This window comes from Cellulomonas soli (genome assembly GCF_052036975.1).
Taxonomy (GTDB): domain Bacteria; phylum Actinomycetota; class Actinomycetes; order Actinomycetales; family Cellulomonadaceae; genus Cellulomonas; species Cellulomonas soli_A.
This window is the reverse complement of the sequence record NZ_JBQIAR010000015.1, coordinates 1-24,776: the sequence shown is the minus strand read 5'-3', so window position 1 is coordinate 24,776 and position 24,776 is coordinate 1. Positions and strand designations below refer to the sequence as shown.

Here is a 24,776-nt window from a genome sequence, read left to right as displayed (position 1 = left end):
TGGTCGCGGGGACGCGCCTACAGCGGCCTGCCGGCCCGCATCTCGGCCACGAGCGAGCGGACGACGCCGTCGAGCTCGCCGGCGTTGCGCCGTGCCGCGGCCCGCTGCCGCTGGTACGAGGCGCCCTTGCGCAGGATCACCCGCACCTGCTCCAGCTCGGCCGAGCACCCCAGGCGTTCGGCCACCGGCGCCAGCTCCGTCAGCCAATGGGCGACCGAGTCCGTCACGAGCTCCTCCTCGCCCGCGGCGTCGGTGATGACGATCGCGTCCATGCCGTAGCGCGCCGAGCGCCACTTGTTCTCCTGCGCGAACCAGGGCGGCATGGTCGGCAGCGTCCGACCCTGGTCGAGCAGCGTGGAGAAGTGCTCGACCAGGCAGTGCGTGAACGCGGAGATCGCGGTGACCTCCAGCAGGTTCGTCGCACCGTCGGCGATGCGCATCTCGAGCGTGCCGAACCGGGGCGAGGGGCGGATGTCCCAGCGGACCTCGTCGAACTGGTCGATCACGCCGGTGTGCATCATGTCGCCGACGTACTGCTCGAGCTGTTCCCAGTGGTCGAACCCGAACGGCAGGCCCGCCGTGGGCAGCTGCTGGAAGATCAGGGCACGGTTCGAGGCGTACCCGGTGTCCTTGCCCGCCCAGAACGGCGAGGACGCCGACAGCGACTGGATGTGCGGGAACACCGTGAGCATCGCGCGTGAGATCGGCAGCACCTTGGCGCGGTCCTCGATGCCCACGTGCACGTGCACGCCGTAGATGAGCATCTGCCGGCCCCACCACTGCGTGCGGTCGATCAGGGTCGCGTACCGCTGCTTGTCGGTGACCTTCTGCCGGGCCCAGTGCGCGAACGGGTGCGTGCCGCCGCCCATGACGTCGATGCGCAGCGGGGTCGCCGCGTCCTGGACCTGCTCGATCGCCCGCCGCAGGTCTTCCCCGGCCTGGCCGACGGTGGTGCACTTGCCGGAGTTGACCTCGACCGTGTTGAGGAGCAGCTCCTGCGTGATGTTCGGGTGGTCGAGCCCGTCGGCGCCGCGCACGGCCTCGAAGATCGACGGTGCGGCCTGCCGCAGGTCGCCCGAGTCGGTGTCGACGAGCGCCAGCTCCCACTCGATGCCCACGGTCGAGCGCTCCGAGCGGGCGAACGGCAGGCGGACGGGCGCGGCCATCAGAGGGGCTCCACGACGAGCACCTGCTGCGTGCCGGCGACGCGCGTCAGCACGACGGTGGCCTCGGCGCTGCCCCGCAGGTCGAGCTGGTGGCGCAGCTGCTCGGGGACCACGGCGGTGCCTCGCTTCTTGATGGTCAGCCGTCCCACGTCGCGCCCGCGCAGGTAGGTGCGCAGACGCTTGAGGCCGAACGGCAGCGTGTCGAGCACGCGGTACGCGGTGGCGGTCGGGTGGTCGTGCAGGGCGTCGGAGGTCACGTAGGCGATGGTGGGGTCGACGAGCCGACCGTGCACCTGCTGGGCGACGGTGCCGACCAGCCCGGCGCGGATCACGGCGCCGTCGGGCTCGTACAGGTACGGGCCGACCGGGCCGACCGGGGGGTGGGGGTCGTCGTCGGGTGTGGCGCGCAGCACGTGCGACGTGCCGTCGTGCAGCACGAGGGCGCTGCGGCCCGGGCCGTCGGGGGCCAGGGGGCCGAACCACAGCCCGACCTCGACGACGTCCCCGTCGACGGACACCCACTGCGCCTCGGCGTCGTCGGGCACCGCACCGCGCGGCAGGCCGGGGCCGAGCTTGAGGCCGAGCGCCGGCACCTGCTCGCGGACGGCGAGCACGGCGTCCAGGGGTGGGGAGTAGGCCGCGGGGTCGAACACGCGGCTGCCGGAGGACGTGCGCCGTGCCGGGTCGGCGTACACGGCGTCGACGCCCTCGGCGAGCAGGTCGAGCGCGAGGCCGTCGCCGTGCCGGACCTGCGACTCGGGGAAGTGGCGCAGGTTGACCGTGGCGACGGCGGCGGTGACCTCGTCCAGCTCGGTGGCCAGCACGCGCAGCCCTACGCCGGCGAAGGTCATCGCGTCGGCGCCGATCCCGCACGTCAGGTCCGCCACGTGCGTGGAGCCGGCCGCCAGGTACCGCCGGGCGTGCTGCGCGGCCACGGTCAGGCGGGTGGCCTGCTCGAGGCCGGCGGGAGTGAAGAGCATGCCGTCGGCGAAGTCGCCGAACTTGGCGTGCGCCTTGGCGCGCAGCCGCGACTGGGTCAGGGCGGCCGCCACCAGCACGGGGTCGAGGCCCTCGCTGCGCAGGCGCTCCGACAGGGCCATCACGCGGGTCTCGTCGTACGGCGGCAGCGCCGTCAGCAGCGCCCACCCGGTGGGGCTGAGCAGCTGGGCCAGGCCCTGGTCGTCCATGCGGCCGATCCTTGCACGGGGTACCCCCGCGGGGCACCGCCGTGGTTCGTCCGCGGAAGACCCACATGCGCTGCGAGGGGAGGCTGTTGCCCCGGACTGCGTGTTCGCCGGTCGCGGACGGCTGGCACTCGCCTTGACCGAGTGCTAACGCGTTCCTAGAGTGAGAGACCGGTGAGCCCCTCGGGGCAGGCCGACCGCACCGACAGGCCCCGGCACCCGCGACGACGGTGGCCCGCACGTGCGGCCCAGACAACTCACGCACGCACTCACACGCGAAGGGGAGGTCCGCTGTGTCGGTCTCCATCAAGCCGCTCGAGGACCGCATCGTCGTCAAGACGCTCGAGGCGGAGCAGACGACCGCCTCCGGTCTCGTCATCCCGGACAGCGCCAAGGAGAAGCCCCAGGAGGGCGAGGTCCTGGCCGTGGGTCCCGGTCGCATCGACGACAAGGGCAACCGCGTCCCGCTCGACGTGGCCGTCGGCGACAAGGTCATCTACTCCAAGTACGGCGGCACCGAGGTGAAGTACGCCGGCGAGGAGTACCTGATCCTCTCGGCCCGCGACATCCTGGCGATCGTCGTCAAGTGAACCGTCGTCAAGTGATCTGAGGCCGCTCGCGGCCTGGGATGACGAGAGCCCCCACCCTGCGCGGGTGGGGGCTCTCGTGCGTCTGTGTCGGGTTGCGGGCCGTGTCGGCGGGGGCCCGCCTGGCCGGCGGGCTCGGTGAGGTCAGGAGGCGTTGCGGCGACCGGCTCGTTCGAGGAGCACGGCGGTGCGCTCGTCCTCGGAGAGCCCGCCCCACACGCCGTACGGCTCGCGCACCGTGAGGGACTGCTCGCGGCACTCGCGCAGCACGGGGCACGTGCCGCAGATCGCCTTGGCGGCCTCGGCCCGCCGTCGCCTGGCCGCTCCCCGCTCACCCTCCGGGTGGAAGAACAGATCGTGGTCGGCCTCGCGGCATGCGCCGTCGAACTGCCACTCCCACAGGTCCATCACCGGTCCGGGCAGTCGTGAGATCTCGGCCATGCGTCACACTCCTCGGTCGCTCTCCGTACGGGTCGACCCCAGGGGCCCACACCGCTCTGTGGTGGTCCGGTTCGTACGGGCGGGCCGTACGTTTTGCCACGTTACAACCGCGCCAAGAGTTGTTCAAGACCCGTTCGGGAGTACTTCGTCCCTGGACGGCTCGCCAGCGCGCCTCCCTGTTTGCCCAGGTGGAGGGGGGGGTCCTGTGTGACGCGGTGGTCGACGCGGCGCTCCGCCGCCGGGCCGCGCGCCCTGGCAGAATCGAGGGATGCCACCCGACGAGGACGCGCTGCTCGGCGAGCCCTCCGCACCCGCCCTCACCGTGGCCGGAGTCGCCCGGCGGCTCGGCGTGGCCCCTGCGACGCTGCGCACCTGGGACCGCCGCTACGGCCTGGGCCCCTCCGCGCACGCACCCGGTCAGCACCGCCGGTACACACCGCAGGACGTCGACCGGCTGCTCGTCATGCGACGGCTCACCGTGGACGGTGTGGCGCCCGCCGAGGCCGCCCGGGCAGCACTTGCCGCCGGCAGCACCGGCGAGAGCCCCCGGCCGGCGACCGTCACACCCGCGCACGTCGTCGACGCGGCCGTCGCCGGCGACGTCGAACGGTGCGCCCGGCTGCTCGCCCTGCACGACGGGGCGGACGTGGGGCAGTGGTGGACCGGCCTCGCCGAGCCCTCCCTGCACACCCTCGCGCGACTCACCGTCGTGGACCGGCCCGGGGTCGACGCCGCCGCCACCCTCACCGCGGCCGCGCTGGCCGCGCTGCGCGCCCGCACGGCCGTGGCGCCACCGCCAGGCACCCCGGTCGTGCTGCTCCTCGCCCCGGCCGGAGAGCCCCGACCTCTGTCCGTGCACGCGCTCGCGGCCGCGCTGGTCGCGGCAGGGGTGGACGCGCGCATCGTGGGCGGCCCCGTCGGCCCGCACCGCGTGCTCGAGCTCGTCCTGATGAGCCGCCCCGTCGCCGTCGTGCACCTGCACGAGAAGGCCGGCGCGGCTCCCGACGCCCTCGTCGGTCTCGTCGAGCGGCTCGTGCACGCCCATCCCGACCTGCCGCAGTTCGTCGTCGCGCCCGAAGGCTCCACCGCCCACCTGCCGTCGGGGCGGTCCGTGCACCGGGCGAGGACCTTCACCGGCGTGCTGCACGAAGTCGCCGCCACCGCTGTGAGTCGTGACACGATCGGGTGAAGTTCCGCACCAACGGGGGTCGGAACGGGCGTTGACAATCGTGTGAGCCTCACATTGGGGCAGAAATCGACGGTCTGAGCGCTGGATGCCGCCGCGCTCGCGACCGGCCCTGGCTAACCTGACGCGCCTCGTCGGCCGATAGGACACGAGATACGCACCGGTAACACAAGGGGGACGACATGGCGGGCGTCGTGATCTGCCACGGCTCGGCACTGGTCCGAGAACGCCTGGTCGTCACCTCGATCGGGGTGCCCGCCCTGACTCCTGTCCGGGCGGCCGCCACCGTGGAGGAGCTGCTGACCCACGCCCGGCGCATCCCGCCGACGGTCGTGCTGCTCGACGCCAACCTGCCCGCCCCCGGCATGGCCGAGGCGGTGCGGCGACTACGGTCGGTCGCCCCCGCGGCCGCGATCGTCCTGCTGGCCACGCCCGACGACGCCGTGGCGCTCGACCGGGCGCTGAGCCTGGGCGCGCGCGGGTTCCTGGCCCCCGAGGTCGGTCGCGCCGAGCTGGCCGCAGTCGCCGCGCACGTGCTCGCCGCCCCCGTGCTGCCCCAACCCGGACACGCCCCCTCCCCGTTGCGCACCGTGGCCGCCCGATCGGTCGAGGTCCTCGTCGAGGAGCCGCAGGCCCACGGGCTGGCGGGCGTCCCCGCGCAGGCATCCGGTCCGGTGCTCGACGGGCTCGACGCCGTCGCGGGTCGTCGTGACCGCGGTCCCGCCGAGGTCGTGCTCACCAAGAGGGAGATCGAGGTGCTCGTCGGCATGAGCAACGGGCGGTCGAACGCGCAGATCGGCGCGCAGCTCTTCCTGTCCGAGGACACCGTCAAGACCCATGCACGCCGGCTGTTCCGCAAGCTCGGTGCCGCCGACCGTGCCCAGGCCGTCGCGATCGGGCTGCGCCGCGGTCTGATCCGCTGACCGGCGCCGGCAGGGACCCGGCGCGGGCCATCAGGCAGCGTCGGCCGTCGGCCGGGTCGGCTCCGCGGCGTCCGGGGTCCCGCGTCGGCCGACGTATCCTGGGCGGATGACGGAGCCGGGAACCGCCGCCCACGATCCCTTCGCCCGCATCGGGCTCACCTACGACGACGTCCTGCTGCTGCCGGGGGAGACGGACGTCATCCCCAGCGAGGTGGACACCACCTCGCGGCTCACCCGCGAGATCTCCGTGCGCGTGCCGCTGCTGTCGGCCGCGATGGACACCGTCACCGAGTCCCGCATGGCGATCGCGATGGCCCGCCAGGGCGGTATCGGGATCCTGCACCGCAACCTCTCGATCGCCGACCAGGCGCACCAGGTCGACCTGGTCAAGCGGTCCGAGTCGGGCATGGTCTCCGACCCCGTCACGGTCGGGCCGGACGCCACGCTGACCGAGCTGGACCGCCTGTGCGGGCAGTACCGGGTCTCGGGCCTGCCGGTCGTCGACGGTGCCGGCCACCTGCTGGGCATCATCACCAACCGTGACCTGCGGTTCGTGCCGAGCGGTGTCTGGGACACCCGCCGCGTGCACGAGGTCATGACACCGATGCCGCTGGTCACCGGCCCCGAGGGCATCGCCCGTCAGGACGCCGCGGCGCTGCTGGCCAAGCACAAGATCGAGAAGCTGCCGCTGGTCGACGCCGACGGCGTGCTGTGCGGTCTGATCACCGTGAAGGACTTCGTCAAGTCCGAGCAGTACCCGGACGCGACCAAGGACGGCGAGGGTCGCCTGGTGGTCGGCGCCGCGATCGGGTTCTTCGGCGACGCGTGGGAGAGGGCCTCCGCCCTGACCGAGGCCGGTGCGGACGTGCTCGTGGTCGACACGGCCAACGGGCACGCGCGCCTCATGCTCGACATGGTCCGCCGCCTGAAGTCGGACCCCTCGACCCGCCACGTGCAGGTCATCGGCGGCAACGTCGCCACCCGTGAGGGTGCGCTGGCGCTCGTCGAGGCGGGTGTCGACGCGGTCAAGGTCGGTGTCGGCCCGGGCTCCATCTGCACCACGCGTGTCGTCGCCGGGGTCGGCGTGCCGCAGGTCACCGCCATCTACGACGCCGCGACCGTGTGCAAGCCGGCCGGGGTGCCGGTGATCGGCGACGGCGGCCTGCAGTACTCCGGTGACATCGCCAAGGCCCTGGTGGCCGGTGCGGACACCGTGATGCTCGGGTCGCTGCTGGCCGGCTGCGACGAGTCGCCCGGTGACCTGGTGTTCGTCAACGGCAAGCAGTTCAAGCACTACCGCGGCATGGGATCGCTGGGGGCGATGGCCTCGCGCGGGCGTGTCTCGTACTCCAAGGACCGCTACTTCCAGGCCGACGTGGTCTCGGACGAGAAGATCGTCCCCGAGGGCATCGAGGGCCAGGTGCCGTACCGTGGGCCGCTGTCGGCCGTGGCGCACCAGCTGGTCGGCGGGCTGCACCAGTCGATGTTCTACGTCGGGGCGCACACGATCCCGCAGCTGCAGGAGCGCGGGAAGTTCATCCGGATCACGCCGGCGGGGCTCAAGGAGTCCCACCCGCACGACATCCAGATGACGGTCGAGGCGCCGAACTACACGGGGCGCTGACCCGCCCGGGTCGCGGCGACGCGACCCGGCAGTTCGGTCGGCACCTGGGCGGTCGGCACCCGGTCGGCCTCGGTCACCACAGGGTGCCGACGGGCTCCCGGACGGGCCACACGGTCTCGGCGCCGGGGCCCTCGAGCCCCTTGCCGGCCCGCCAGGCGTTGAAGTTCTCGGCCCAGCTGCGGTGGGCGCCGACCTGGTGCTCGTGCAGCGCGTCGACGTCCAGCGCGCTCAGGTGCCCGAACCGGGCGACGATCCGCTCGAGCACGTCGAGGGTGGCCACGACGTCCACGTCGGCGCTGTGCAGCGTGCCCTGCTCGACGACCCCGTACAGGCCGCACAGGTCGACCAGCTTGCGCGGGCCCTTGCGGTACGGGTCCTCGGCGCGGTCGAGGACGAGTGGGTCGACGACGGGGCGCGGCTCGCCGCCGAGCCGGTCGGGCAAGGTGGGCAGGCCGTGCCGCCGCAGCTCGGCGTCCAGGAGCCGCAGGTCGAACGAGGCGTTGTAGGCGACCACCGGCGTGCGGGCGCGGAGGGCGTCGGCGAGGACGGCGGCGATCTCCTCGAGGGCGCCTGCCGGGGCGACGCCGTGCTCACGGGCGTGCGCCGTGCTGATGCCGTGGATGGCCGAGGCGGCCTCGGGGATCTCCACGCCGGGGTCGATGAGCCAGGTGCGCACGTGCGTTCCCGTGGCGTCGCGACGGACCAGGGCGGCGGTGACGATCCGGTCGGTGTCGACGTCGACGCCGGTGGTCTCGGTGTCGAAACCCAGCAGCGGCCCGTCGCTCCAGCTCATCGGTGACTCGTCCTCCGTCGCAGCCGATCCGTCCGGGCCGCTGTCGGCCGCAGCCGACCCGCCCCGACGTCCATGTCCGTGATGTCCGGCGTCAGCATGGCACCGGGGTGCGACACGAGGGCGCAGGTGGGCCCGCGTGGCGGGCCGGTGGGCCGCACGGGGTGCCGCCGGGCGCCGGTAGCCTGGGGCGGTGAGCAACGAGATCGAGATCGGCCGCGGCAAGCGCGGACGGCGGGCCTACTCCTTCGACGACATCGCGGTGGTGCCCTCGCGGCGTACCCGCGACCCGGAGGAGGTCTCGGTCGGCTGGCAGATCGACGCGTACCACTTCGACCTGCCGGTGCTGTCGGCGCCGATGGACTCGGTCGTGAGCCCGGAGACCGCGGTCGCGCTGGGTCGCGCCGGAGGGTTGGGGGTGCTCGACCTCGAGGGGCTGTGGACACGGTACGAGGACCCCACGCCGCTGCTCGCGGAGATCTCGGCGCTGGACCCGACCCGGGCGACGGCGCGGATGCAGGAGATCTACTCCGCCCCGATCCAGCCGGAGCTGATCACCGCCCGGTTGCAGGAGGTGCGTGCGGCCGGCGTGACCGTGGCCGGGGCGCTCTCGCCGCAGCGCACGCAGGAGCTGTGGCGCACGGTCGTGGACGCGGGGGTCGACCTGTTCGTCATCCGCGGCACCACGGTGTCCGCCGAGCACGTGTCGGGCAGGGCCGAGCCGCTGAACCTCAAGCGCTTCATCTACGAGCTGGACGTGCCGGTCATCGTCGGTGGCGCCTCGACGTACACCGCCGCGCTGCACCTCATGCGCACGGGCGCGGCCGGTGTGCTGGTCGGGTTCGGCGGCGGTGCGGCGCACACGACGCGGACGTCGTTGGGCATCCACGCGCCGATGGCCACCGCGGTGGCGGACGTCGCGGCGGCCCGTCGGGACTACCTGGACGAGTCGGGCGGTCGTTACGTGCACGTGATCGCCGACGGCGGTGTCGGGCGTTCGGGCGACCTGGTGAAGGCCGTGGCGTGCGGTGCGGATGCGGTGATGCTCGGCGCGGCCCTGGCGCGTGCCGCGGAGGCGCCGGGCCGTGGCTGGCACTGGGGGCCGGAGGCGCACCACCCGCAGCTGCCGCGGGGCGAGCGGGTCGAGGTGGGCACGGCGGGCACGCTCGAGCAGATCCTGTTCGGCCCCGGTCACACGGCGGACGGCACGCTCAACCTGGTCGGGGCGCTGCGCCGTGCCATGGCGACCACGGGCTACTCGGACCTCAAGGAGTTCCAGCGGGTCGAGGTCGTCGTCTCGCCGTACCAGCCGCAGTAGCAGTCGCTTTCCCGACGCCCGGGTGTCCCCGCTTCGGCGGGGCCCCGGGCGTCGTCGTGCCCGGGCTCGTCCGGGTCGGCACCGGGGGTGCGTCCGCCGATGTCCGGGTCGCTGCGGTTCGCTCACCTGGGCAGACATCCGTTTGGCTTTGGTTCTGCCCGTATCGCTTGACATCGCCTGTGCGCGCGCGGATCCTGGTACCAGGCGCCGGCGCTCGTCCGGCCACCGTGGACCAGACGAAGACGACGGAGTCGGACGTGTACGCACCGGAGCGGCACCAGCAGATCCTCGCCAGGGCGAGGGCCGAGGGTCGGGTCGACGTCGCCTCGCTCGCGCAGGAGCTCGACGTCACCCCCGAGACGATCCGCCGCGACCTCACCGCGCTCGAGCGGCACGGCCTCGTGCGGCGCGTGCACGGCGGGGCGATCCCCGTCGAGCGGCTCGGCTTCGAGCCCGGGCTCGCCGACCGCGAGGGACTGCTCGCCGGCGAGAAGGAGCGCATCGCCAAGGCCGCGCTCGACGAGCTGCCCGACGGCGGCGCCGTGATCCTCGACGCAGGGACCACCACGGTGCGGCTCGCCGAGATGCTGCCGACCGACCGTGAGCTGACCGTCGTGACGCATGCCCTGCCCGTCGCCACGGTGCTCGCGACGCGACCCGGCATCACGCTCCACCTGGTCGGCGGGACCGTCCGCGGCCGGACCCTGGCCGCCGTCGGCTCCTGGGCGCTGCGCGAGCTGGCCGAGATCCACGCCGACGTGGCGTTCCTCGGTGCCAACGGCCTCAGCGTCGAACGAGGGGTGACCACCCCCGACCTGGCCGAGGCGGCCGTCAAGCGCGCGCTCGTGGACGCCGCGCGGCGCACCGTCGTGCTGACCGACCACACCAAGATCGGACGCGTCGACCTCGCCCTGGTGGCGCCGCTGTCGCGGATCGACACCATCGTCACCGACTCCGGTGTCGACCCCGAGCTCGCCGACGAGCTCGAGGCGGCTGGACCGAGGGTGGTGCGCGCATGATCGTCACGCTGACCCCCAACCCCAGCCTCGACCGGGCGCTCGACGTGGAGCGTCTCGAGGTCGGCGAGGTCAACCGCGCGGTGGCCGCCCACGTGCACGCCGGTGGCAAGGGCATCAACGTCTCGCGCGCGCTGGTCCGGCACGGCGTCGCCTCGATCGCCGTGCTGCCCGCCGGTGGCACCGACGGGACGCGCCTGGTGGCCCTGCTCGCCGAGCACGACGTGCCCGCCGTGGCCGTGCCGACCTCGGGCGACACCCGCTCCAACCTCACGCTCGTCGAGCGCGACGGCACGACCACCAAGGTCAACGCCCCCGGACCCACGCTCACCTCGGCCGAGGGCGAGGCGCTCCTGGACGCCGTCGAGCAGCAGCTCACGGCCGGGGCCGACCACCTGGTCGGTGCGGGCAGCCTGCCGGCTGGCGCCGGGGCGGACTTCTACGTGCGCCTGGCCCAGGTGGCCCGGCGGCACGGTGTCCCGCTCGTGCTCGACTCCTCGGGGGCTCCGTTCATCGCCGCGGTCCGGGCCGGTGGCCTCGAGCTGGTCAAGCCCAACGACGACGAGCTCGCCGAGCTGGTCGGCCACCCGCTGCACACCGTCGGCGACGTCGTCGACGCCGCACGGCAGGTCATCGCCGCAGGCACCCGCACCGTGCTGGTCAGCCTCGGTGCGCACGGCGCGCTGCTCGTGCACGCCGATCACACCTGGTGGGCCGGTGGCGACCCGCTGGTCCCGTTGTCCACGGTCGGCGCAGGGGACTCCACGCTCGCCGGCTACCTCGCCGCCGACGGCGACCCCGCCGACCGCCTGCGCCGCGCCGTCGCCTGGGGGCGCGCCGCAGTCCTGCTCCCTGGGACGGCCGCACCCGCACCGTCCGACATCCACCTCGACGACGTCCGCGTCGTCACCGAACCCGACACCCGAGTCGCACTGAAGGAGCTGTGACGTGACCTCCGCCCTCATCACCCCGGACCTGGTCGCCGTCGACCTGGTCGCCACGGACCGCGACGACGCGACCCGTCAGCTCATCGACCTGCTCGTCGCCGCCGGCCGCGTGACCGACGCCGACGGGTTCCACGCCGACGTGCGTGCCCGCGAGGCGCAGATGGCCACCGGCATGCCCGGCGGTATCGGGCTGCCGCACGCCCGCTCGGCGTACGTCACCGTGCCGAGCCTGGCCGTGGCCAAGGTTCCCGCCGGTGTCGACTTCGGCGCCCCCGACGGTCCCGCGACGCTGGTCTTCCTCATCGCGGCGCCCAGCGCCGGCGACGCCGACCACCTGCAGATCCTGGCCGCCCTCGCCCGGCGGCTCGTCCACGAGTCCTTCCGCACCGCCCTGCACGACGCCCCCGATGCCGGCACCGTCGCCGACATCATCACCCGAGAGGTCGTCCCCTCATGAAGTTCGTCGCAGTCACCTCGTGCCCCACGGGGATCGCCCACACCTACATGGCCGCCGAGGCCCTGGAGCAGGCCGGCAAGGCCGCCGGGCACACGGTCACCGTCGAGACGCAGGGGGCCGCAGGCTCCACGCCGATCGACCCGCAGGTCATCGCCGAGGCGGACGGCGTCATCTACGCCGCCGACCTGGAGGTCAAGGACCGCGACCGGTTCGCCGGCAAGCCGTCGGTCGACGTCGGCGTGAAGAAGGCCGTGCACGACGCGGCCGGTGTCATCGCCCAGGCCGTCGCGGCCGTGGAGTCCGGCGTCGTGGCCGCCTCGCCGGTGGCGACCCCCGGTGCGGGCCCCGCCACGAAGGTCGACCCGAACGCCTCGGTGGCCACCCGGGTGCGGCAGTGGCTCATGACCGGCGTGTCGTACATGATCCCGTTCGTCGCCGCGGGCGGCATCCTCATCGCGCTCGGGTTCATGGTGGCCGCGTTCGCCTGGCCCGGTGACGAGGGCGTCGTCGCGGTGACCGGCGTGCCGCTGGCGGACCTGCTGGCCAACTTCAACGTGATGTCCGGTCAGGACTGGGCGGTACTCCTGTTCCAGACGGGCGCCGTGGCCTTCGGGTTCCTGGTGCCGGTGCTGTCCGGGTTCATCGCCTACGGCATCGCCGACCGGCCGGGTCTGGTGCCCGGGTTCGTCGGCGGCGCCATCTCGGTGGCCGTCGGCGCCGGGTTCCTCGGCGGTCTGGTCACCGGCTTCCTGGCCGGGTTCCTGGCGCTGTGGATCAGCCGGTGGCGTGTGCCGAAGGGTGTGCGCGGCGTGATGCCCGTCGTGGTCGTCCCGCTGCTGTCGTCCGCGATCGTCGGGTTCGTCATGATCGTGCTCATCGGCCAGCCCATCGCCTCGGCCATGGAGGGTCTGACCAGCTGGCTGAACGGCCTGTCCGGCGCGAACCTGCTGCTCATGGGCGCCCTGCTCGGCGCGATGATGGGCTTCGACCTCGGTGGCCCGATCAACAAGGTCGCCTACACGTTCGCCGTGACGGGTCTGGCGACCGAGGGCCTGGCGGCCGACGCCGTGCAGTACCAGATCATGGCCGCCGTCATGGCTGCCGGCATGGTCGCCCCGCTGGCCATGGCGTTCGCCTCCACCGTCCGCAAGAACCTGTTCACGCACGCCGAGCAGGAGAACGGCAAGGCCGCCTGGCTGCTGGGTCTGTCGTTCATCTCCGAGGGGGCCATCCCGTTCGCCGCGGCCGACCCGTGGCGCGTGATCGTGTCCTCCGTGGTCGGTTCCAGCGTGACCGGTGCGCTCGTGATGGCTGTCGGCTCGGGCCTGCGTGCCCCGCACGGTGGCATCTGGGTCGCCCCGCTCATCTCCAACCCGTTCGCCTTCATCGGCTGCGTGGCGGTGGGGATGGTCGTCAGCGGGCTGCTGGTCATCGTGCTCAAGAGCGCGCGAACCAACCCGCTGGTGCAGGCTGAGCGGGAGGCCGACGCGGCCGCCGCCGGTGAGTCGTTGCTGGTGGCCCGCCCGGCCTGACCGGACACCACGGCACCGCGTGCCTGCAGGACCACGCACGACCTGCCGTGACCCCGGGGCGCCGCTGCCCCGGGGTCACGGCGGCCTCAGCTGGAGCTCCACCTCGTCGTCCTTGACCCACCTGCTCGTCGATCCACCCCGTCCTCCGGGCCGCGCCCGGGGCACCCTCGTAGAACGGACCTCTCCCATGGCTCAGCGCACCGTCGTCGTCGCCTCCCGGGTGGGCCTGCACGCCCGTCCCGCCATGCTCTTCGCGCAGGCGGCCGCGGCCACCGGGCTGCCCGTCACGATCGCGCGTCCGGGCGGCGACCCGGTCGACGCGGCGAGCATCCTGTTCGTCATGGGCCTGGGTGTCCCGCACGGCGAGGAGGTCACCCTGGCCGCGGAGGGAGAGGGCGCCGAGGCGGCCCTCGACGGTCTGGTCACGCTGCTGGCCACCGACCTCGACGCGGCCGACGCCCCTGCGGGTGGTGCGTGATGGTCCAGTCCGTCCTACAGGGGGTCGGGGTCGGTCGGCGCGGGGCTGTCGGGCCGGTGGCGCAGGTGACGCCCGCGCCGACCGTGCCGGCTGACGCCCCGGTGCTCGTCGATGGTGCGCCGGCGGATGCGGCAACCGTGCGGGCGCTGGTCGAGCGGTCGTTCGGCGAGGTCGCCGACGGTCTGCGGGCCCAGGCCGAGCGGGCCGAGGGCACGGTGCGTGACGTGCTGGCCGCGACCGCGCAGATGGCCGACGACCGTGCGCTGCGCTCGGGGGTGCTCACCCGCCTGGACGCGGGGGAGCCCGTCGTCGGGGCGATCGACACGGTCGTGGCGACGTTCGCGGCGATGTTCGAGCAGGCCGGGGGATACCTGGCCGAGCGGGTCACGGACCTGCACTCGGTGCGGGACAGGGTCGTCGCGCGGGTGCTGGGCCTGCCTGCGCCCGGGGTGCCCGAGCTGCACGAGCCGTCTGTCGTCGTGGCCCGTGACCTGGCGCCGGCCGACACCGCGGCGCTCGACCTGGACAACGTGCTGGCGATCGTCACCGAGCTGGGTGGGCCGACCGGCCACACGGCGATCATCGCCGGGCAGCTGGGACTGCCGTGCCTGGTGCGCGTGGCCGGTGCGACGGACGTGCCGCCGGGCACCGTGGTCGCGGTCGACGCGGCGGCGGGGACCGTGACCGTCGAACCCGACCAGGCCCTGCGGAGCATGCTGGCCGACCGGGCCGCCGTGGACCGCGAGCTGGCCGCGGACACGGCACCGGGCGGCACCGCGGACGCGCACCCGGTGATGCTGCTGGCCAACATCGGTACGGCGGAGGACGCCGAGCGTGTCGCCGCGCCCGGTGTCGAGGGTGTGGGGCTGTTCCGCACCGAGGTCCTGTTCCTCGGGCGTGCCACGGCGCCGAGCCTCGACGAGCAGTCCGAGACGTACGCGCGGGTGCTGCGTGCGTTCGGTGACCGCAAGGTCGTGGTGCGCACGCTGGACGCCGGGGCCGACAAGCCGTTGGCGTTCGCGACGCAGGCCGACGAGGAGAACCCGGCGCTGGGCGTGCGCGGCTACCGCCTGGTCCGCACCCTGCCGGACCTGCTCGACACGCAGCTGGCGGCGCTGGCACGCGCGCAGGAGCTCACGGCGACGACCCCGTGGGTGATGGCGCCGATGATCGCGACACCCGCCGAGGCGCGCGCGTTCGCGGAGGCGGCCCGTGCGCATGGCATCGCGACCGTCGGGGTGATGGTGGAGGTGCCCGCGGCGGCGTTGCGTGCCCGGGAGATCCTGGCCGAGGTGGACTTCGTCTCGTTGGGCACCAACGACCTGGCCCAGTACACGATGGCCACCGACCGGTTGCGTGGTGAGCTGGCCGACCTGCTGGACCCCTGGCAGCCCGCCGTGCTGGACCTCGTCGCGGCCACCGCCCGTGCGGGCGTCGAGCTGGGCAAGCCGGTGGGGGTGTGCGGGGAGTCCGCCGCCGACCCGCTCATGGCACTGGTCCTGACCGGCCTGGGCATCACCAGCCTGTCGATGTCGGCGGGCGCGTTGCCGGCGGTGCGGCACATGCTTCGGCGCCACTCGCTGGAGACGTGCCGGTCGGCCGCGGAGCGGGCGCTGGCGGCGGGCTCGGCGGGCGAGGCCCGGGAGGCGGTGCTGGCGCTGGTGGATCCGGCGCTGGTGGCGGCGCTCGCGCTGTAGCGGGGTCGGCGGGGTCAGCTGGGTCGACGGGGGTCGCAGGCGGGCTCGAGCACGTGCGGACATGGCTTAAGGTAAGCCTGTCCTAAGCACGTGCTCCGGCCCATCTCGAGGGGACCCCCATGCCTCACTCCACCGTCCAGCGCCACCTGGCACGCGTCGCCGCGGTCGTCGCCGCCGGGCTCGCGCTCACCGCGTGCAGCTCGGCGGGCGGCGCGACAGGCGACGCGGCCACCACTCCCGCGGCGGTCGCGGCCGGCTCCAGCTCGTTCCCCGTCACCCTGGTCAACACGTTCGGCGAGACGACCATCGAGTCCCAGCCCGAGCGTGTGGCCACCGTCAACTGGGGCAACCACGACGTGCCGATCGCGCTGGGCATCGTCCCCGTCGGCATCCAGCAGAGCACCTACGGCGACGACGACGGCGACGGCGTCCTGCCGTGGACCTACGCCGCGCTCGAGGAGCTCGGTGCCACCGGCGACAAGCTGCCCGCGCTCTTCGACGAGACCGACGGCATCCCGTTCGAGCAGGTCGCGAACACCGAGCCCGACGTCGTCCTGGCCGCCTACTCCGGGCTCACGGAGGAGGACTACACGACGCTCTCCCAGATCGCGCCCACCGTCTCGTACCCCGAGTTCGCCTGGGGCACCTCCTGGAAGGACATGGCCCTCATCGACGGTGAGGCGCTCGGCCTGAAGGACGAGGCGCAGACCCTGGTCGACGACGTGCTCGCGCAGATCGACGACGCGCTGGCCGAGCGGCCCGACGTCGAGGGCAAGACCGTGGCCTACGGCTGGATCGACCCCGCCGACACCAGCACCGTCGGCATCTACACCCCGCTCGACGCCCGCGTGCAGCTGCTCAGCGACCTGGGCATGGTCGACGCCCCCTCGGTGGAGAAGCTCGCCGCCGACACCGACCAGTTCTACGTGAGCCTGTCCGCCGAGAACGCCGACACCCTCTCCGACGTCGACATCCTGGTCATCTACGGCGACGACACCACGCTGGCCACGCTGCAGGCCGACCCGCTGATCAGCAAGATCCCCGCCGTCGCCCGCGGCTCCGTGGTCGTCATGCCGAACTCCGCGCCGATCTCCGCGGCGACCTCCGGCCCGACCGTGCTGTCGGTCCCGTACGTCCTCGACGACTACCTCGACCTGTTCCAGGCCGCCGCTGAGCACGTCGGGTGAGCACGACCGTCCTGACCGGCACACCGGCCGCCCCCACGCGGGGGCGGCCGGTGCCGCTGCGTCGTCGCCATGCGACCGGTCTCGCCGTGTGCGTGGCCGCCGTGCTGCTGGCGTGCCTCGCCTCGCTGGCCTTCGGCTCGCGGGTGGTCGCCTGGCCCGACGTCGTCGCCGGCGTGCTGCACCCCGACCTCGACGACATCGCGCAGGCGGCCGTCCACTCGCGGGTCACGCGCACCCTGCTCGGGGCGCTCGTCGGTGCCGCGCTCGGCCTGGCCGGTGCCGTCATGCAGGGCCTGACGCGCAACCCGCTCGCCGACCCCGGTCTGCTCGGCGTCAGCTCGGGGGCGTCGTTCGCGGTCGTCTGCGGCATCGCCTGGCTGGGCGTCGCCCACCTCACGCAGTACATCTGGCTGGCGTTCCTCGGAGCCGCCCTCGCCGCCGCCCTGGTCTACGCCGTCGGGTCGATCGGACGGGAAGGCGCCACACCGCTCAAGCTCGCGCTCGCCGGCGCTGCGACCAGTGCCGCCCTCGTCTCGATGATCTCGATGGTGCTGCTCACCCGCACCGACGTGTACGACACGTTCCGGTTCTGGCAGGTCGGCTCGATCGGGCGCGCATCGCTCGGCGAGATCGGGCAGGTGCTCCCGTTCCTGCTGGTCGGGGCAGTGCTCACCGTGGCGTGCGCCCGCGGCATGGACGCCATCGCACTCGGCGACGAGGTGGCCACGGGCCTGGGTCAGCGCATCGGCCGGGTCCGGGCGCTCGGCGCGCTCGCCGCCGTCCTGCTGTGCGGTGCGGCCGTCGCGATCGCCGGTCCCATCGGGTTCGTCGGCCTCGTCGTGCCCCACGCCGCGCGACGGTTCACCGGCCCCGACCACCGCTGGCTGCTGCCGTACTCCGCGGCCCTCGGCGCAGCCCTGCTGCTCGTGGCCGACGTGATCGGTCGGCTGGTGGCCCGGCCGCAGGAGATCGAGGTCGGCATCGTGACTGCCCTCATCGGGGCACCCGTGTTCCTGATCATCCTGCGTCGGCAGAAGGTGCGTGACCTGTGAGCGCGCCGACGGACGTCATCGACCGGCCCCTGGTCGGCGCAGCAGGCGGTGTGCAGATCGGCGCGGGCCGACGTGCCCGTACCCGGCGTCGACGCACCGTCATCGTCACCCTGCTGCTCGCCGTGCTCGGCGCGCTGCTGCTCTCGCTGTGCCTCGGTGAACGCTGGGACTCCCCGGTCGAGGTGGTCCGGGCGCTGCTCGGCCAGCAGGTCCCGGGGGTGTCGTTCAACGTGACCGTGCTCCGCCTGCCCCGGGCGCTCACCGGTCTGCTCGCCGGGCTCGCGTTCGGGATGGGCGGTGTCGTGTTCCAGACCATGCTGCGCAACCCGCTCGCCAGCCCCGACATCATCGGCATCTCCGCCGGGTCCAGCGCCGTCGCGGTCATCGCCATCACGATGTTCGGCCTCTCCGGCCCCACGCTGTCGGTGCTGGCCGTGATCGGCGGCCTCGTCGTCGCCGGGGTCATCTACCTGCTGTCCTGGCAGCGCGGCGTGCACGGCGCCCGCCTGGTGCTGACCGGCATCGCCGTCGGCGCCATGCTCGACTCGGTGATCTCGTACGCCATGACGCGCACGCAGGTCTACCAGGCCACCGAGGCGCTGCGCTGGTTGACCGGCTCGCTGAACTCGGCGTTCTGGGACGGCGTCGGGCCGCTGGCCGCTGCGACCGCCGTGCTGGTGCCGGTGCTGCTGGTCCTCTCGCGACGCCTGGAGGCCCTCCAGCTCGGTGACGACGCCGCCGCAGGTCTGGGAGTCCGACCGCACCGCGCGCGGCTGGCCCTGCTCGTCGTCGCCGTGGCCCTGATCGCCGTGGCGACCGCCGCCACCGGCCCGATCGCGTTCGTCGCGTTCCTGTCCGGACCCATCGCGCACCGCCTGGTCCGCGGCACCGGTTCGCCGCTGGTCCCCGCCGCGCTCGTCGGTGCCCTGCTGGTGCTGCTCGGTGACCTGATCGGCCAGCACCTGCTGCCGACACGGTTCCCCGTCGGCGTCGTCACCGGCGTGCTGGGCGCCCCGTACCTGATCTGGCTGCTGGCCAGGACCAACCGCACCGGAGGCAGTCTGTGACCGACACGACGACCCGCAGCACCCGTGAGGTGACCACCGACGCGTCCCGGCCGGCCACCACGCACACCCTCGCGGTGCACGGCGCGAGCATCGGCTACGAGGACCGCCTCGTCGTGCAGGACATGACGCTCGAGGTGCCCAGCGGCCGGATCACCACGATCGTCGGCGCGAACGCGTGCGGGAAGTCCACGCTGCTGCGCGCCATGGCACGGCTGCTGCGGGTGCGTTCCGGTTCGGTCCTGCTCGACGGCACCCCGATCGACGCGATCCCGTCCCGTGAGGTCGCCACCGTGCTCGGGCTGCTGCCGCAGTCGCCCGTCAGCCCCGAAGGCATCGCGGTCGCCGACCTGGTGGGCCGCGGCAGGTACCCGCACCAGGGCTGGTTCCGTCGGTGGACGCGTGAGGACGACGCCGCGGTCGAGGAGGCGCTGCGCGCCACGGACACCCTGGACCTGGCCGACCGACCCGTCGACGAGCTGTCCGGCGGGCAGCGGCAGCGGGTCTGGATCGCGATGGCCCTGGCCCAGCAGACCGAGGTCCTGCTGCTGGACGAGCCCACCACGTTCCTGGACGTCAGTCACCAGGTCGAGGTGCTCGACCTGCTCACCGACCTCAACCGGTCGCGCGGCACCACCATCGTGCTCGTGCTGCACGACCTGAACCTGGCCAGTCGGTACACCGACCACCTGGTGGCGCTGCGCGACGGCCGCCTCGTGGTGCAGGGCGCGCCGAGGGACGTCATCACCCCCGCGCTGGTCTCGCAGGTGTTCGGCCTGGCCGCCCAGGTGGTGCCCGACCCGGTGTCGGGGACACCGCTGGTGGTCCCGATCGGACGGCACCACGGCGCCCCCGTCCGGCCCGCCCACGGGTGAACCGCCACAACCCGGGCGTACCCTGACCGCCATGGTGCACGACCCCGGACACGCGCAGCTGCACGACCCCGAGACCGACCCCCTGGCCACCTACGTGCTCGAGCCCGACGACGTGCGCACGTTGCTCGCGCGCGTGGTCAGCTCGCCCGGTGCCGCGCACCACACGTCGTACGCCCCGTTCACCGGTGCACCGATCGCCGCCGTGCCGCTGTCGACCCCGGCCGACGTCGAACGGGCCGCGTCCGCCGCACGTGCCGCGCAGCGACGGTGGGCGGCCACCCCCGTGCGCGCCCGCACGGCGGTGCTGCGCCGGCTGCACGACCTGCTGCTCGAACGGCAGAGCGACGTGCTGGACCTCATCCAGCTCGAGACGGGCAAGTCGAGGGTCTCGGCGTTCGAGGAGGTCGGCGACATCGCGCTCGTGGCCCGCCACTATGCGGCCCGCGCCGGCCGTTACCTGGCGTCCCGCCGCGAACCCGGCCTGCTGCCGGGCCTGTCGTCGGTGCGTGTGCACCGCCGGCCGCTGGGCGTCGTCGGCATCATCGCCCCCTGGAACTTCCCGCTGACGCTCACGCTCGGCGACGTGCTGCCCGCACTCGTGGCCGGTAACGCGGTGATCCTGCGCCCCGACCCGCAGACCGCGCTGACCGCGCTGTGGGCCGCCGAGCTGCTCGAGGACGCAGGCCTGCCCGACGGCCTGCTGCAGGTCGTCGTCAACGACGGACGCGTGCTCGCGCCCATGCTCGTCGACCAGGTCGACCACCTCAGCTTCACCGGTTCGACCGCCGCGGGCCGGGTCGTGGCCGAGCAGGCCGGCCAGGCGCTCGTCCCGGTCACCCTCGAGCTGGGCGGCAAGAACCCGCTGTACGTCGCGCCCGACGTCGACGTCGAGGTCGCTGCGCGCGGTGCGGTGCGGGCCTGCTTCACCGGCGCCGGGCAGATCTGCGTCTCCATCGAGCGCCTGTACGTGCACGAGGACGTCGCCGAGGAGTTCCTCGAGGCGTTCGTGCGGCACACCCGCGCGCTGCGGCTCGGCTCCGGCCTGGACTACCGCAGTGACATGGGGTCGCTGACCTCCGCCGCCCAGCTGGCCAAGGTGGTCGAGCACGTCGAGGACGCGATCGGGCACGGCGCCACCGTGCTCGCCGGTGCGGTGCACCGCACCGACCTGGGCCCGTACTTCTACGAACCGACCATCCTGACCGAGGTGCCGTCCGAGGCCCGCGCGTTCCACGAGGAGACGTTCGGGCCGGTGGTCGTCGTGCAGACCGTGGCCTCCGACGACGAGGCCGTCGCGGCGATGAACGAGGGGGAGTTCTCCCTCAACGCGAGCATCTGGACGCGAGACGCCCGGCGTGGTGCCCGGCTGGCCGCCCGGGTGCGGTCGGGCCAGGTCAACGTCAACGAGGGCTACCTGGCCAGCTGGGCTGCCGTCGGTGCCCCGCAGGGTGGTTCGGGCACCGCCGGCATGGGGTCACGGCACGGACGGGAAGGGCTGGCCGAGACGACCCGCCTGCAGACCGTCGCGGTGCAGCACGGCGCGCACGGCGTGCTCGGGCTGCCGCCCGTGGGGCTCGACCGCCTGTTCGCGCTGGGCACAGAGACCTGGCCGCGCGTGTTCACGCAGGTGCTGCGGGTCTCGAAGGCCCTGCGCCTGCCCTGACCGGCCACTGACCGCCACTGACCGGCCACTGACCGGCCGCTCACCCGCACGGTCGACCCGGACTGTCGGCCCGGACGACGACGGCCCGCCCCGGATCGCTCCGGGACGGGCCGTCGTGCGGCGGTGAGGCGTCAGCCGCGCACCAGCTCGACCGCCTGACGGGCGATCTCGAGCTCCTCGTTCGTCGGCACCACGAGCACCGTCACCGGGGCGTCGTCCGGCGAGATGACCGTGATCTGCTTCTTCCGGCCCGCGTTGCGCTCCGGGTCGACGACGATGCCGAACTTCTCCAGGCCAGCCAGGGCGCCCAGGCGCACGATGTCGTCGTTCTCGCCGATGCCGGCCGTGAACGCGATGACGTCGACGTGACCCAGGTGTGCCATGTACTGCCCGACGTAGCCCTTGATCCGGTGGTAGTAGACCTTCAGCGCCGTGCTGGTCGCCTCGTCGCCCGCGGCGACCGCGTCGTGCACGTCACGCATGTCGGTGTGCCCGCACAGGCCGAGCATGCCGGAGCGGCGGTTCAGCAGGTCGTCGAGCTGGTCGATCGAGTAGCCGCCCTGGCGCGCCAGGTGGAACAGCGCGGCCGGGTCGATGTCGCCCGAGCGGGTGCCCATGACCAGGCCCTCGAGCGGGGTCAGACCCATCGACGTCTCGACCGAGTGACCGCCGCGCACGGCCGTGGCCGACGCCCCGTTGCCCAGGTGCAGCACGATGGTGTTGAGGTCGGCGACGTCCTTGCCGAGGTACTCGGCCACCGTGCGCGAGACGAACTTGTGCGACGTGCCGTGCGCGCCGTAGCGGCGGATCCGGTACTCCTTGGCCACCTCGCGGTCGATCGCGTACGTGTACGCCTCGGGCGGCAGGGTGCGGTGGAACGCCGTGTCGAACACCACGACGTGCGGCACCTGCGGGAACGCGGCCTGCGCGGCGCGGATGCCGTCCAGGTTCGCCGGGTTGTGCAGCGGCGCCAGGGGGGCCAGGTCGGCGATCTGCCCGATGACCGTCTCGTCCACCAGGGCCGGGCCGTCGAACACGTCGCCACCCTGGACGACACGGTGACCCACGGCCGTCAGCGTCGCCGGGTCGAGCGTGGGACCGTGCTCGGCGAACTGGGCCAGCACGAGCGCCATACCGGCCTCGTGGTCGGCGATGTGCTGCTCGAGCACGACCTCCCCGTTCGGGCCCTCGTGCTTGAGGCGACCCACCGCGAGGCCGATGCGCTCCACCAGGCCCGTGGCCAGCGCGTCGTGCGTGTCGACGTCGACGAGCTGGTACTTGATCGAGGAGGAGCCGGAGTTGATGACGAGGACGAGCGTGCTCACAGGGTGCCTTCCGAAGGGGTGTCCAGCGCCTGGGCCTGGATCGCGGTGATGGCGACGGTGTTGACGATGTCCTGGACCAGGGCACCGCGGGACAGGTCGTTGACGGGCTTGCGCAGACCCTGCAGCACCGGGCCGATGGCCACGGCACCGGCAGAGCGCTGCACGGCCTTGTAGGTGTTGTTGCCCGTGTTCAGGTCGGGGAACACGAACACGGTGGCCCGGCCGGCGACCGCCGAGTCGGGCATCTTGGTCTTGGCGACCGAGGCGTCCACGGCCGCGTCGTACTGGATCGGCCCCTCGATCGACAGGTCGGGGCGGCGCTCGCGCACCAGCTGCGTGGCCGCACGGACCTTCTCCACGTCAGCGCCCGTGCCGGACTCGCCCGTCGAGTACGACAGCATCGCGATGCGCGGCTCGATGCCGAACTGCGCCGCGGTGCTCGCCGACGAGATCGCGATGTCGGCCAGCTGCTCGGCGGTCGGGTCGGGGATCACGGCGCAGTCGCCGTAGACCAGCACCCGGTCCTCGAGGCACATGAGGAACACGCTCGAGACGCTGTTGGTGTCCGGTGCGGTCTTGATGATCTCGAACGACGGCTTGATGGTGTGCGCCGTGGTGTGCGCAGCCCCGGAGACCATGCCGTCGGCCAGGCCCAGCTGGACCATCATCGTGCCGAAGTACGACACCGAGGAGACGATCTCGCGGGCCCGCTCGACCGTCATGCCCTTGTGCTTGCGCATCTGCGTGTACGCCTCGGCGAACTGCTCCAGGGTCGCCGGGTCGTGCGGGTCCAGCACAGCGGCCTCGTCGAGGTCCAGGCCCAGCTCGGTGGCGCGCGTGCGGATCGCCGTCTCGTCACCCAGGATCGTCAGCCGGGCCACACCGCGCTGCAGCAACGTGGATGCCGCGCGCAGGATCCGGTCGTCGGAACCCTCGGGCAGCACGATGTGCTTGCGGTCGGCACGGGCCCGGTCCAGCAGGCCGTACTCGAACATCAGAGGCGTGACGACCTCGATGCGCGGCACGTCCAGTGCGGCGAGCAGCGCGTGGCCGTCGACGTGCTGCTCGAACAGCGACAGTGCCGTGTCGACCTTGCGCTGCGAGGTGCTCTCCAGGCGGCCGCGCGTGGTGGCGGCGGCGCTCGCCGACCGGAACGAGCCCAGGTCGGTCGTGATGATCGGCAGGCGCGTACCCAGGCCCATCACGAGCCGCTCGATCGTCGGGGTGGGCTGGAACCCGCCGTTGAGGATGATGCCGGCCAGCGAGGCGAACCCCTCGGCCTGGTGGGCCATCAGCAGGCCGAGCAGCACGTCCGAGCGGTCACCCGGCGTGATGACGACCGCGCCGTCGGCGAGCCGGTCGAGCAGGTGCTCGATCGACATGGCGCCGACCATGACGTCCAGGACCTCGCGCGAGAGCAGGGTCTCGTCGCCGGCGAACAGCTTGCCGCCGGTGGCCTCCATGAGCTGGCGCACCGTCGGGGCCTGCAGCAGCGCGCTCTCGGGGACGGCCCACGCGGGCATCCGCTGGCCCTCGGTCAGCGCGGCCTGCACCTGCTCGACCTGCGAGCCCGAGCACCGGTTGGCGACCACCGCGACGACCTGCGCGTGGTTGGCGTGCAGCTCTCCGACGGCCACCTCGGCGACCTGCTGGATCGTGGCGGGCGTGCGGCCGTGGCCGTTGACGACGAGCACGACGGGCGCACCGAGGTTCGCGGCGATGCGCGCGTTGTACGCCAGCTCGGTCGGACCGGCGACGTCCGTGTAGTCCGTGCCGACCACGACGACCACGTCGCAGCGGCGCTCGACCTCGTGGTACCGCGACACGATCTGCGCGAGCGACCCCTCGGCGTCGGCGAGCACCTGCTCGTAGGTGACGCCGATGCACTCGTCGTACGTCAGGTCGACGCCGTCGTGGTCCAGCAGCAGGTCGAGGACGTAGTCGCGGGTCTGCGTGGAGCGGGCGACGGGGCGGAACACCCCGACCCGCTGGACCGTGCGGCTGAGCAGGTCCACGAGTCCGAGTGCGATGGTCGACTTGCCGGTGTCACCTTCGGGTGAGGTGACGTAGATGCTGCGGGCCACGGTGGGCTTCTCCAGGTGCGTGCGGATGTGCGTGCGGGTGTGCGCGGCGGGCAGGTCGTGCGGGCCGTGCGGGTCGTGCAGGTCGTGCGGTCCTGCCGGTCGGTGCTGCGGGCCGGGTGGTCCGGGTCACAGACGGACCGTCAGGGGGTGGAACGGCAGGTGGGCGAGGCGCTGTGCGCC

22 protein-coding genes are annotated in these 24,776 nt (G+C 73.2%); 16 read left to right on the top strand and 6 right to left on the bottom strand.

The annotated features are described in order from the left end of the window. Positions 1-17: 17 nt before the first annotated feature. On the bottom strand, positions 18-1,166 hold the full coding sequence (locus ACTHAM_RS14550) for a glutamate--cysteine ligase (RefSeq protein WP_440688714.1): 1,149 nt from the start codon (positions 1,164-1,166) through the stop codon (positions 18-20). Further along, entirely contained in the window at positions 1,166-2,353 is a 1,188-nt protein-coding gene (locus ACTHAM_RS14545; RefSeq protein WP_440688712.1) for a THUMP-like domain-containing protein, read from the bottom strand. Before ACTHAM_RS14545 ends, ACTHAM_RS14550 begins: the two co-directional genes overlap by 1 nt. 290 nt (positions 2,354-2,643) lie before the next feature. Between ACTHAM_RS14545 and groES the strand changes: the two genes are divergently transcribed. Next, positions 2,644-2,940, top strand: a complete 297-nt coding sequence (gene groES, locus ACTHAM_RS14540) for a co-chaperone GroES (RefSeq protein ID WP_440688710.1) — start codon at positions 2,644-2,646, stop codon at positions 2,938-2,940. Between the two features lie 141 nt (positions 2,941-3,081). On the opposite strand, the gene ACTHAM_RS14535 is transcribed toward groES, so the two are convergent. Beyond that, positions 3,082-3,378: a WhiB family transcriptional regulator gene (locus ACTHAM_RS14535; RefSeq protein WP_440688708.1), complete on the bottom strand. Its 297-nt coding sequence runs from the start codon at positions 3,376-3,378 to the stop codon at positions 3,082-3,084. A gap of 268 nt (positions 3,379-3,646) precedes the next feature. Between ACTHAM_RS14535 and ACTHAM_RS14530 the strand changes: the two genes are divergently transcribed. The 3 genes from ACTHAM_RS14530 (at position 3,647) to guaB (ending at position 7,111) form a co-directional block, all read left to right on the top strand. Then, positions 3,647-4,567 carry a MerR family transcriptional regulator gene (locus ACTHAM_RS14530; protein ID WP_440688706.1) on the top strand — a complete coding sequence of 307 codons (921 nt, stop codon included), beginning with the start codon at positions 3,647-3,649 and terminating at the stop codon, positions 4,565-4,567. Positions 4,568-4,746: 179 nt separating this feature from the next. Beyond that, positions 4,747-5,487, top strand: coding sequence for a response regulator transcription factor (locus tag ACTHAM_RS14525; RefSeq protein ID WP_440688704.1), 741 nt, complete (start codon positions 4,747-4,749; stop codon positions 5,485-5,487). Positions 5,488-5,593: 106 nt separating this feature from the next. Further along, positions 5,594-7,111: an IMP dehydrogenase gene (guaB, locus tag ACTHAM_RS14520; RefSeq protein WP_440688702.1), complete on the top strand. Its 1,518-nt coding sequence runs from the start codon at positions 5,594-5,596 to the stop codon at positions 7,109-7,111. 73 nt (positions 7,112-7,184) lie between these two features. On the opposite strand, the gene ACTHAM_RS14515 is transcribed toward guaB, so the two are convergent. Then, positions 7,185-7,904: an exonuclease domain-containing protein gene (locus ACTHAM_RS14515; protein WP_440688700.1), complete on the bottom strand. Its 720-nt coding sequence runs from the start codon at positions 7,902-7,904 to the stop codon at positions 7,185-7,187. A 190-nt stretch (positions 7,905-8,094) separates the two neighbouring features. On the opposite strand from ACTHAM_RS14515, the gene ACTHAM_RS14510 reads away from it, so the two are divergent. The 12 genes from ACTHAM_RS14510 to ACTHAM_RS14455 all read left to right on the top strand — a co-directional run bounded on the left by ACTHAM_RS14510 (position 8,095) and on the right by ACTHAM_RS14455 (position 21,187). Beyond that, on the top strand, positions 8,095-9,219 hold the full coding sequence (locus tag ACTHAM_RS14510) for a GuaB3 family IMP dehydrogenase-related protein (RefSeq protein ID WP_440688698.1): 1,125 nt from the start codon (positions 8,095-8,097) through the stop codon (positions 9,217-9,219). Positions 9,220-9,476: 257 nt separating this feature from the next. Then, the gene (locus ACTHAM_RS14505) at positions 9,477-10,238 is read left to right on the top strand and encodes a DeoR/GlpR family DNA-binding transcription regulator (RefSeq protein ID WP_440688861.1); all 762 of its coding nucleotides are present in this window, start codon (positions 9,477-9,479) and stop codon (positions 10,236-10,238) included. Further along, positions 10,235-11,182, top strand: a complete 948-nt coding sequence (gene pfkB / locus ACTHAM_RS14500; RefSeq protein WP_440688696.1) for a 1-phosphofructokinase — start codon at positions 10,235-10,237, stop codon at positions 11,180-11,182. The genes ACTHAM_RS14505 and pfkB overlap by 4 nt, the downstream gene beginning before the upstream one ends. Before the next feature lies 1 nt (position 11,183). Beyond that, the gene (locus ACTHAM_RS14495) at positions 11,184-11,639 is read left to right on the top strand and encodes a PTS sugar transporter subunit IIA (RefSeq protein WP_440688694.1); all 456 of its coding nucleotides are present in this window, start codon (positions 11,184-11,186) and stop codon (positions 11,637-11,639) included. Next, on the top strand, positions 11,636-13,171 hold the full coding sequence (locus tag ACTHAM_RS14490; RefSeq protein ID WP_440688692.1) for a PTS fructose transporter subunit IIC: 1,536 nt from the start codon (positions 11,636-11,638) through the stop codon (positions 13,169-13,171). The genes ACTHAM_RS14495 and ACTHAM_RS14490 overlap by 4 nt, the downstream gene beginning before the upstream one ends. Before the next feature lie 187 nt (positions 13,172-13,358). Next, the gene (locus tag ACTHAM_RS14485; protein ID WP_440688690.1) at positions 13,359-13,649 is read left to right on the top strand and encodes an HPr family phosphocarrier protein; all 291 of its coding nucleotides are present in this window, start codon (positions 13,359-13,361) and stop codon (positions 13,647-13,649) included. Then, positions 13,649-15,346: a phosphoenolpyruvate--protein phosphotransferase gene (locus ACTHAM_RS14480; RefSeq protein ID WP_440688688.1), complete on the top strand. Its 1,698-nt coding sequence runs from the start codon at positions 13,649-13,651 to the stop codon at positions 15,344-15,346. The genes ACTHAM_RS14485 and ACTHAM_RS14480 overlap by 1 nt, the downstream gene beginning before the upstream one ends. A 119-nt stretch (positions 15,347-15,465) precedes the next feature. Continuing rightward, positions 15,466-16,533, top strand: a complete 1,068-nt coding sequence (locus tag ACTHAM_RS14475) for an iron-siderophore ABC transporter substrate-binding protein (RefSeq protein ID WP_440688686.1) — start codon at positions 15,466-15,468, stop codon at positions 16,531-16,533. Continuing rightward, a complete protein-coding gene (locus ACTHAM_RS14470; protein ID WP_440688684.1) occupies positions 16,530-17,585 on the top strand; it encodes a FecCD family ABC transporter permease in 1,056 nt (351 codons plus the stop codon). Before ACTHAM_RS14475 ends, ACTHAM_RS14470 begins: the two co-directional genes overlap by 4 nt. Further along, positions 17,582-18,652, top strand: coding sequence for a FecCD family ABC transporter permease (locus tag ACTHAM_RS14465; RefSeq protein ID WP_440688682.1), 1,071 nt, complete (start codon positions 17,582-17,584; stop codon positions 18,650-18,652). The genes ACTHAM_RS14470 and ACTHAM_RS14465 overlap by 4 nt, the downstream gene beginning before the upstream one ends. Beyond that, positions 18,649-19,524, top strand: coding sequence for an ABC transporter ATP-binding protein (locus ACTHAM_RS14460; protein ID WP_440688680.1), 876 nt, complete (start codon positions 18,649-18,651; stop codon positions 19,522-19,524). Before ACTHAM_RS14465 ends, ACTHAM_RS14460 begins: the two co-directional genes overlap by 4 nt. A 31-nt stretch (positions 19,525-19,555) precedes the next feature. Beyond that, a complete protein-coding gene (locus ACTHAM_RS14455) occupies positions 19,556-21,187 on the top strand; it encodes a succinic semialdehyde dehydrogenase (RefSeq protein WP_440688678.1) in 1,632 nt (543 codons plus the stop codon). Positions 21,188-21,318: 131 nt separating this feature from the next. Here ACTHAM_RS14455 and ACTHAM_RS14450 read toward each other — a convergent pair whose 3' ends face one another. Both ACTHAM_RS14450 and pta read right to left on the bottom strand, forming a co-directional pair. Next, a complete protein-coding gene (locus ACTHAM_RS14450) occupies positions 21,319-22,512 on the bottom strand; it encodes an acetate/propionate family kinase (protein WP_440688676.1) in 1,194 nt (397 codons plus the stop codon). After that, entirely contained in the window at positions 22,509-24,596 is a 2,088-nt protein-coding gene (pta, locus tag ACTHAM_RS14445; RefSeq protein ID WP_440688674.1) for a phosphate acetyltransferase, read from the bottom strand. Before pta ends, ACTHAM_RS14450 begins: the two co-directional genes overlap by 4 nt. Between the last annotated feature and the right edge of the window lie 180 nt (positions 24,597-24,776).

Bases quoted from the DNA above. Each gene is read 5' to 3' on its own strand.
- pfkB (WP_440688696.1), top strand. From the start codon at position 10,235: ATGATCGTCACGCTGACCCCCAACCCCAGCCTCGACCGGGCGCTCGAC.
- ACTHAM_RS14475 (WP_440688686.1), top strand. From the start codon at position 15,466: ATGCCTCACTCCACCGTCCAGCGCCACCTGGCACGCGTCGCCGCGGTC.
- ACTHAM_RS14485 (WP_440688690.1), top strand. From the start codon at position 13,359: ATGGCTCAGCGCACCGTCGTCGTCGCCTCCCGGGTGGGCCTGCACGCC.
- ACTHAM_RS14515 (WP_440688700.1), bottom strand. From the start codon at position 7,904: ATGAGCTGGAGCGACGGGCCGCTGCTGGGTTTCGACACCGAGACCACC.
- guaB (WP_440688702.1), top strand. From the start codon at position 5,594: ATGACGGAGCCGGGAACCGCCGCCCACGATCCCTTCGCCCGCATCGGG.
- ACTHAM_RS14455 (WP_440688678.1), top strand. From the start codon at position 19,556: ATGGTGCACGACCCCGGACACGCGCAGCTGCACGACCCCGAGACCGAC.
- ACTHAM_RS14530 (WP_440688706.1), top strand. From the start codon at position 3,647: ATGCCACCCGACGAGGACGCGCTGCTCGGCGAGCCCTCCGCACCCGCC.
- ACTHAM_RS14490 (WP_440688692.1), top strand. From the start codon at position 11,636: ATGAAGTTCGTCGCAGTCACCTCGTGCCCCACGGGGATCGCCCACACC.
- ACTHAM_RS14480 (WP_440688688.1), top strand. From the start codon at position 13,649: ATGGTCCAGTCCGTCCTACAGGGGGTCGGGGTCGGTCGGCGCGGGGCT.
- ACTHAM_RS14550 (WP_440688714.1), bottom strand. From the start codon at position 1,166: ATGGCCGCGCCCGTCCGCCTGCCGTTCGCCCGCTCGGAGCGCTCGACC.
- ACTHAM_RS14535 (WP_440688708.1), bottom strand. From the start codon at position 3,378: ATGGCCGAGATCTCACGACTGCCCGGACCGGTGATGGACCTGTGGGAG.
- ACTHAM_RS14525 (WP_440688704.1), top strand. From the start codon at position 4,747: ATGGCGGGCGTCGTGATCTGCCACGGCTCGGCACTGGTCCGAGAACGC.
- ACTHAM_RS14545 (WP_440688712.1), bottom strand. From the start codon at position 2,353: ATGGACGACCAGGGCCTGGCCCAGCTGCTCAGCCCCACCGGGTGGGCG.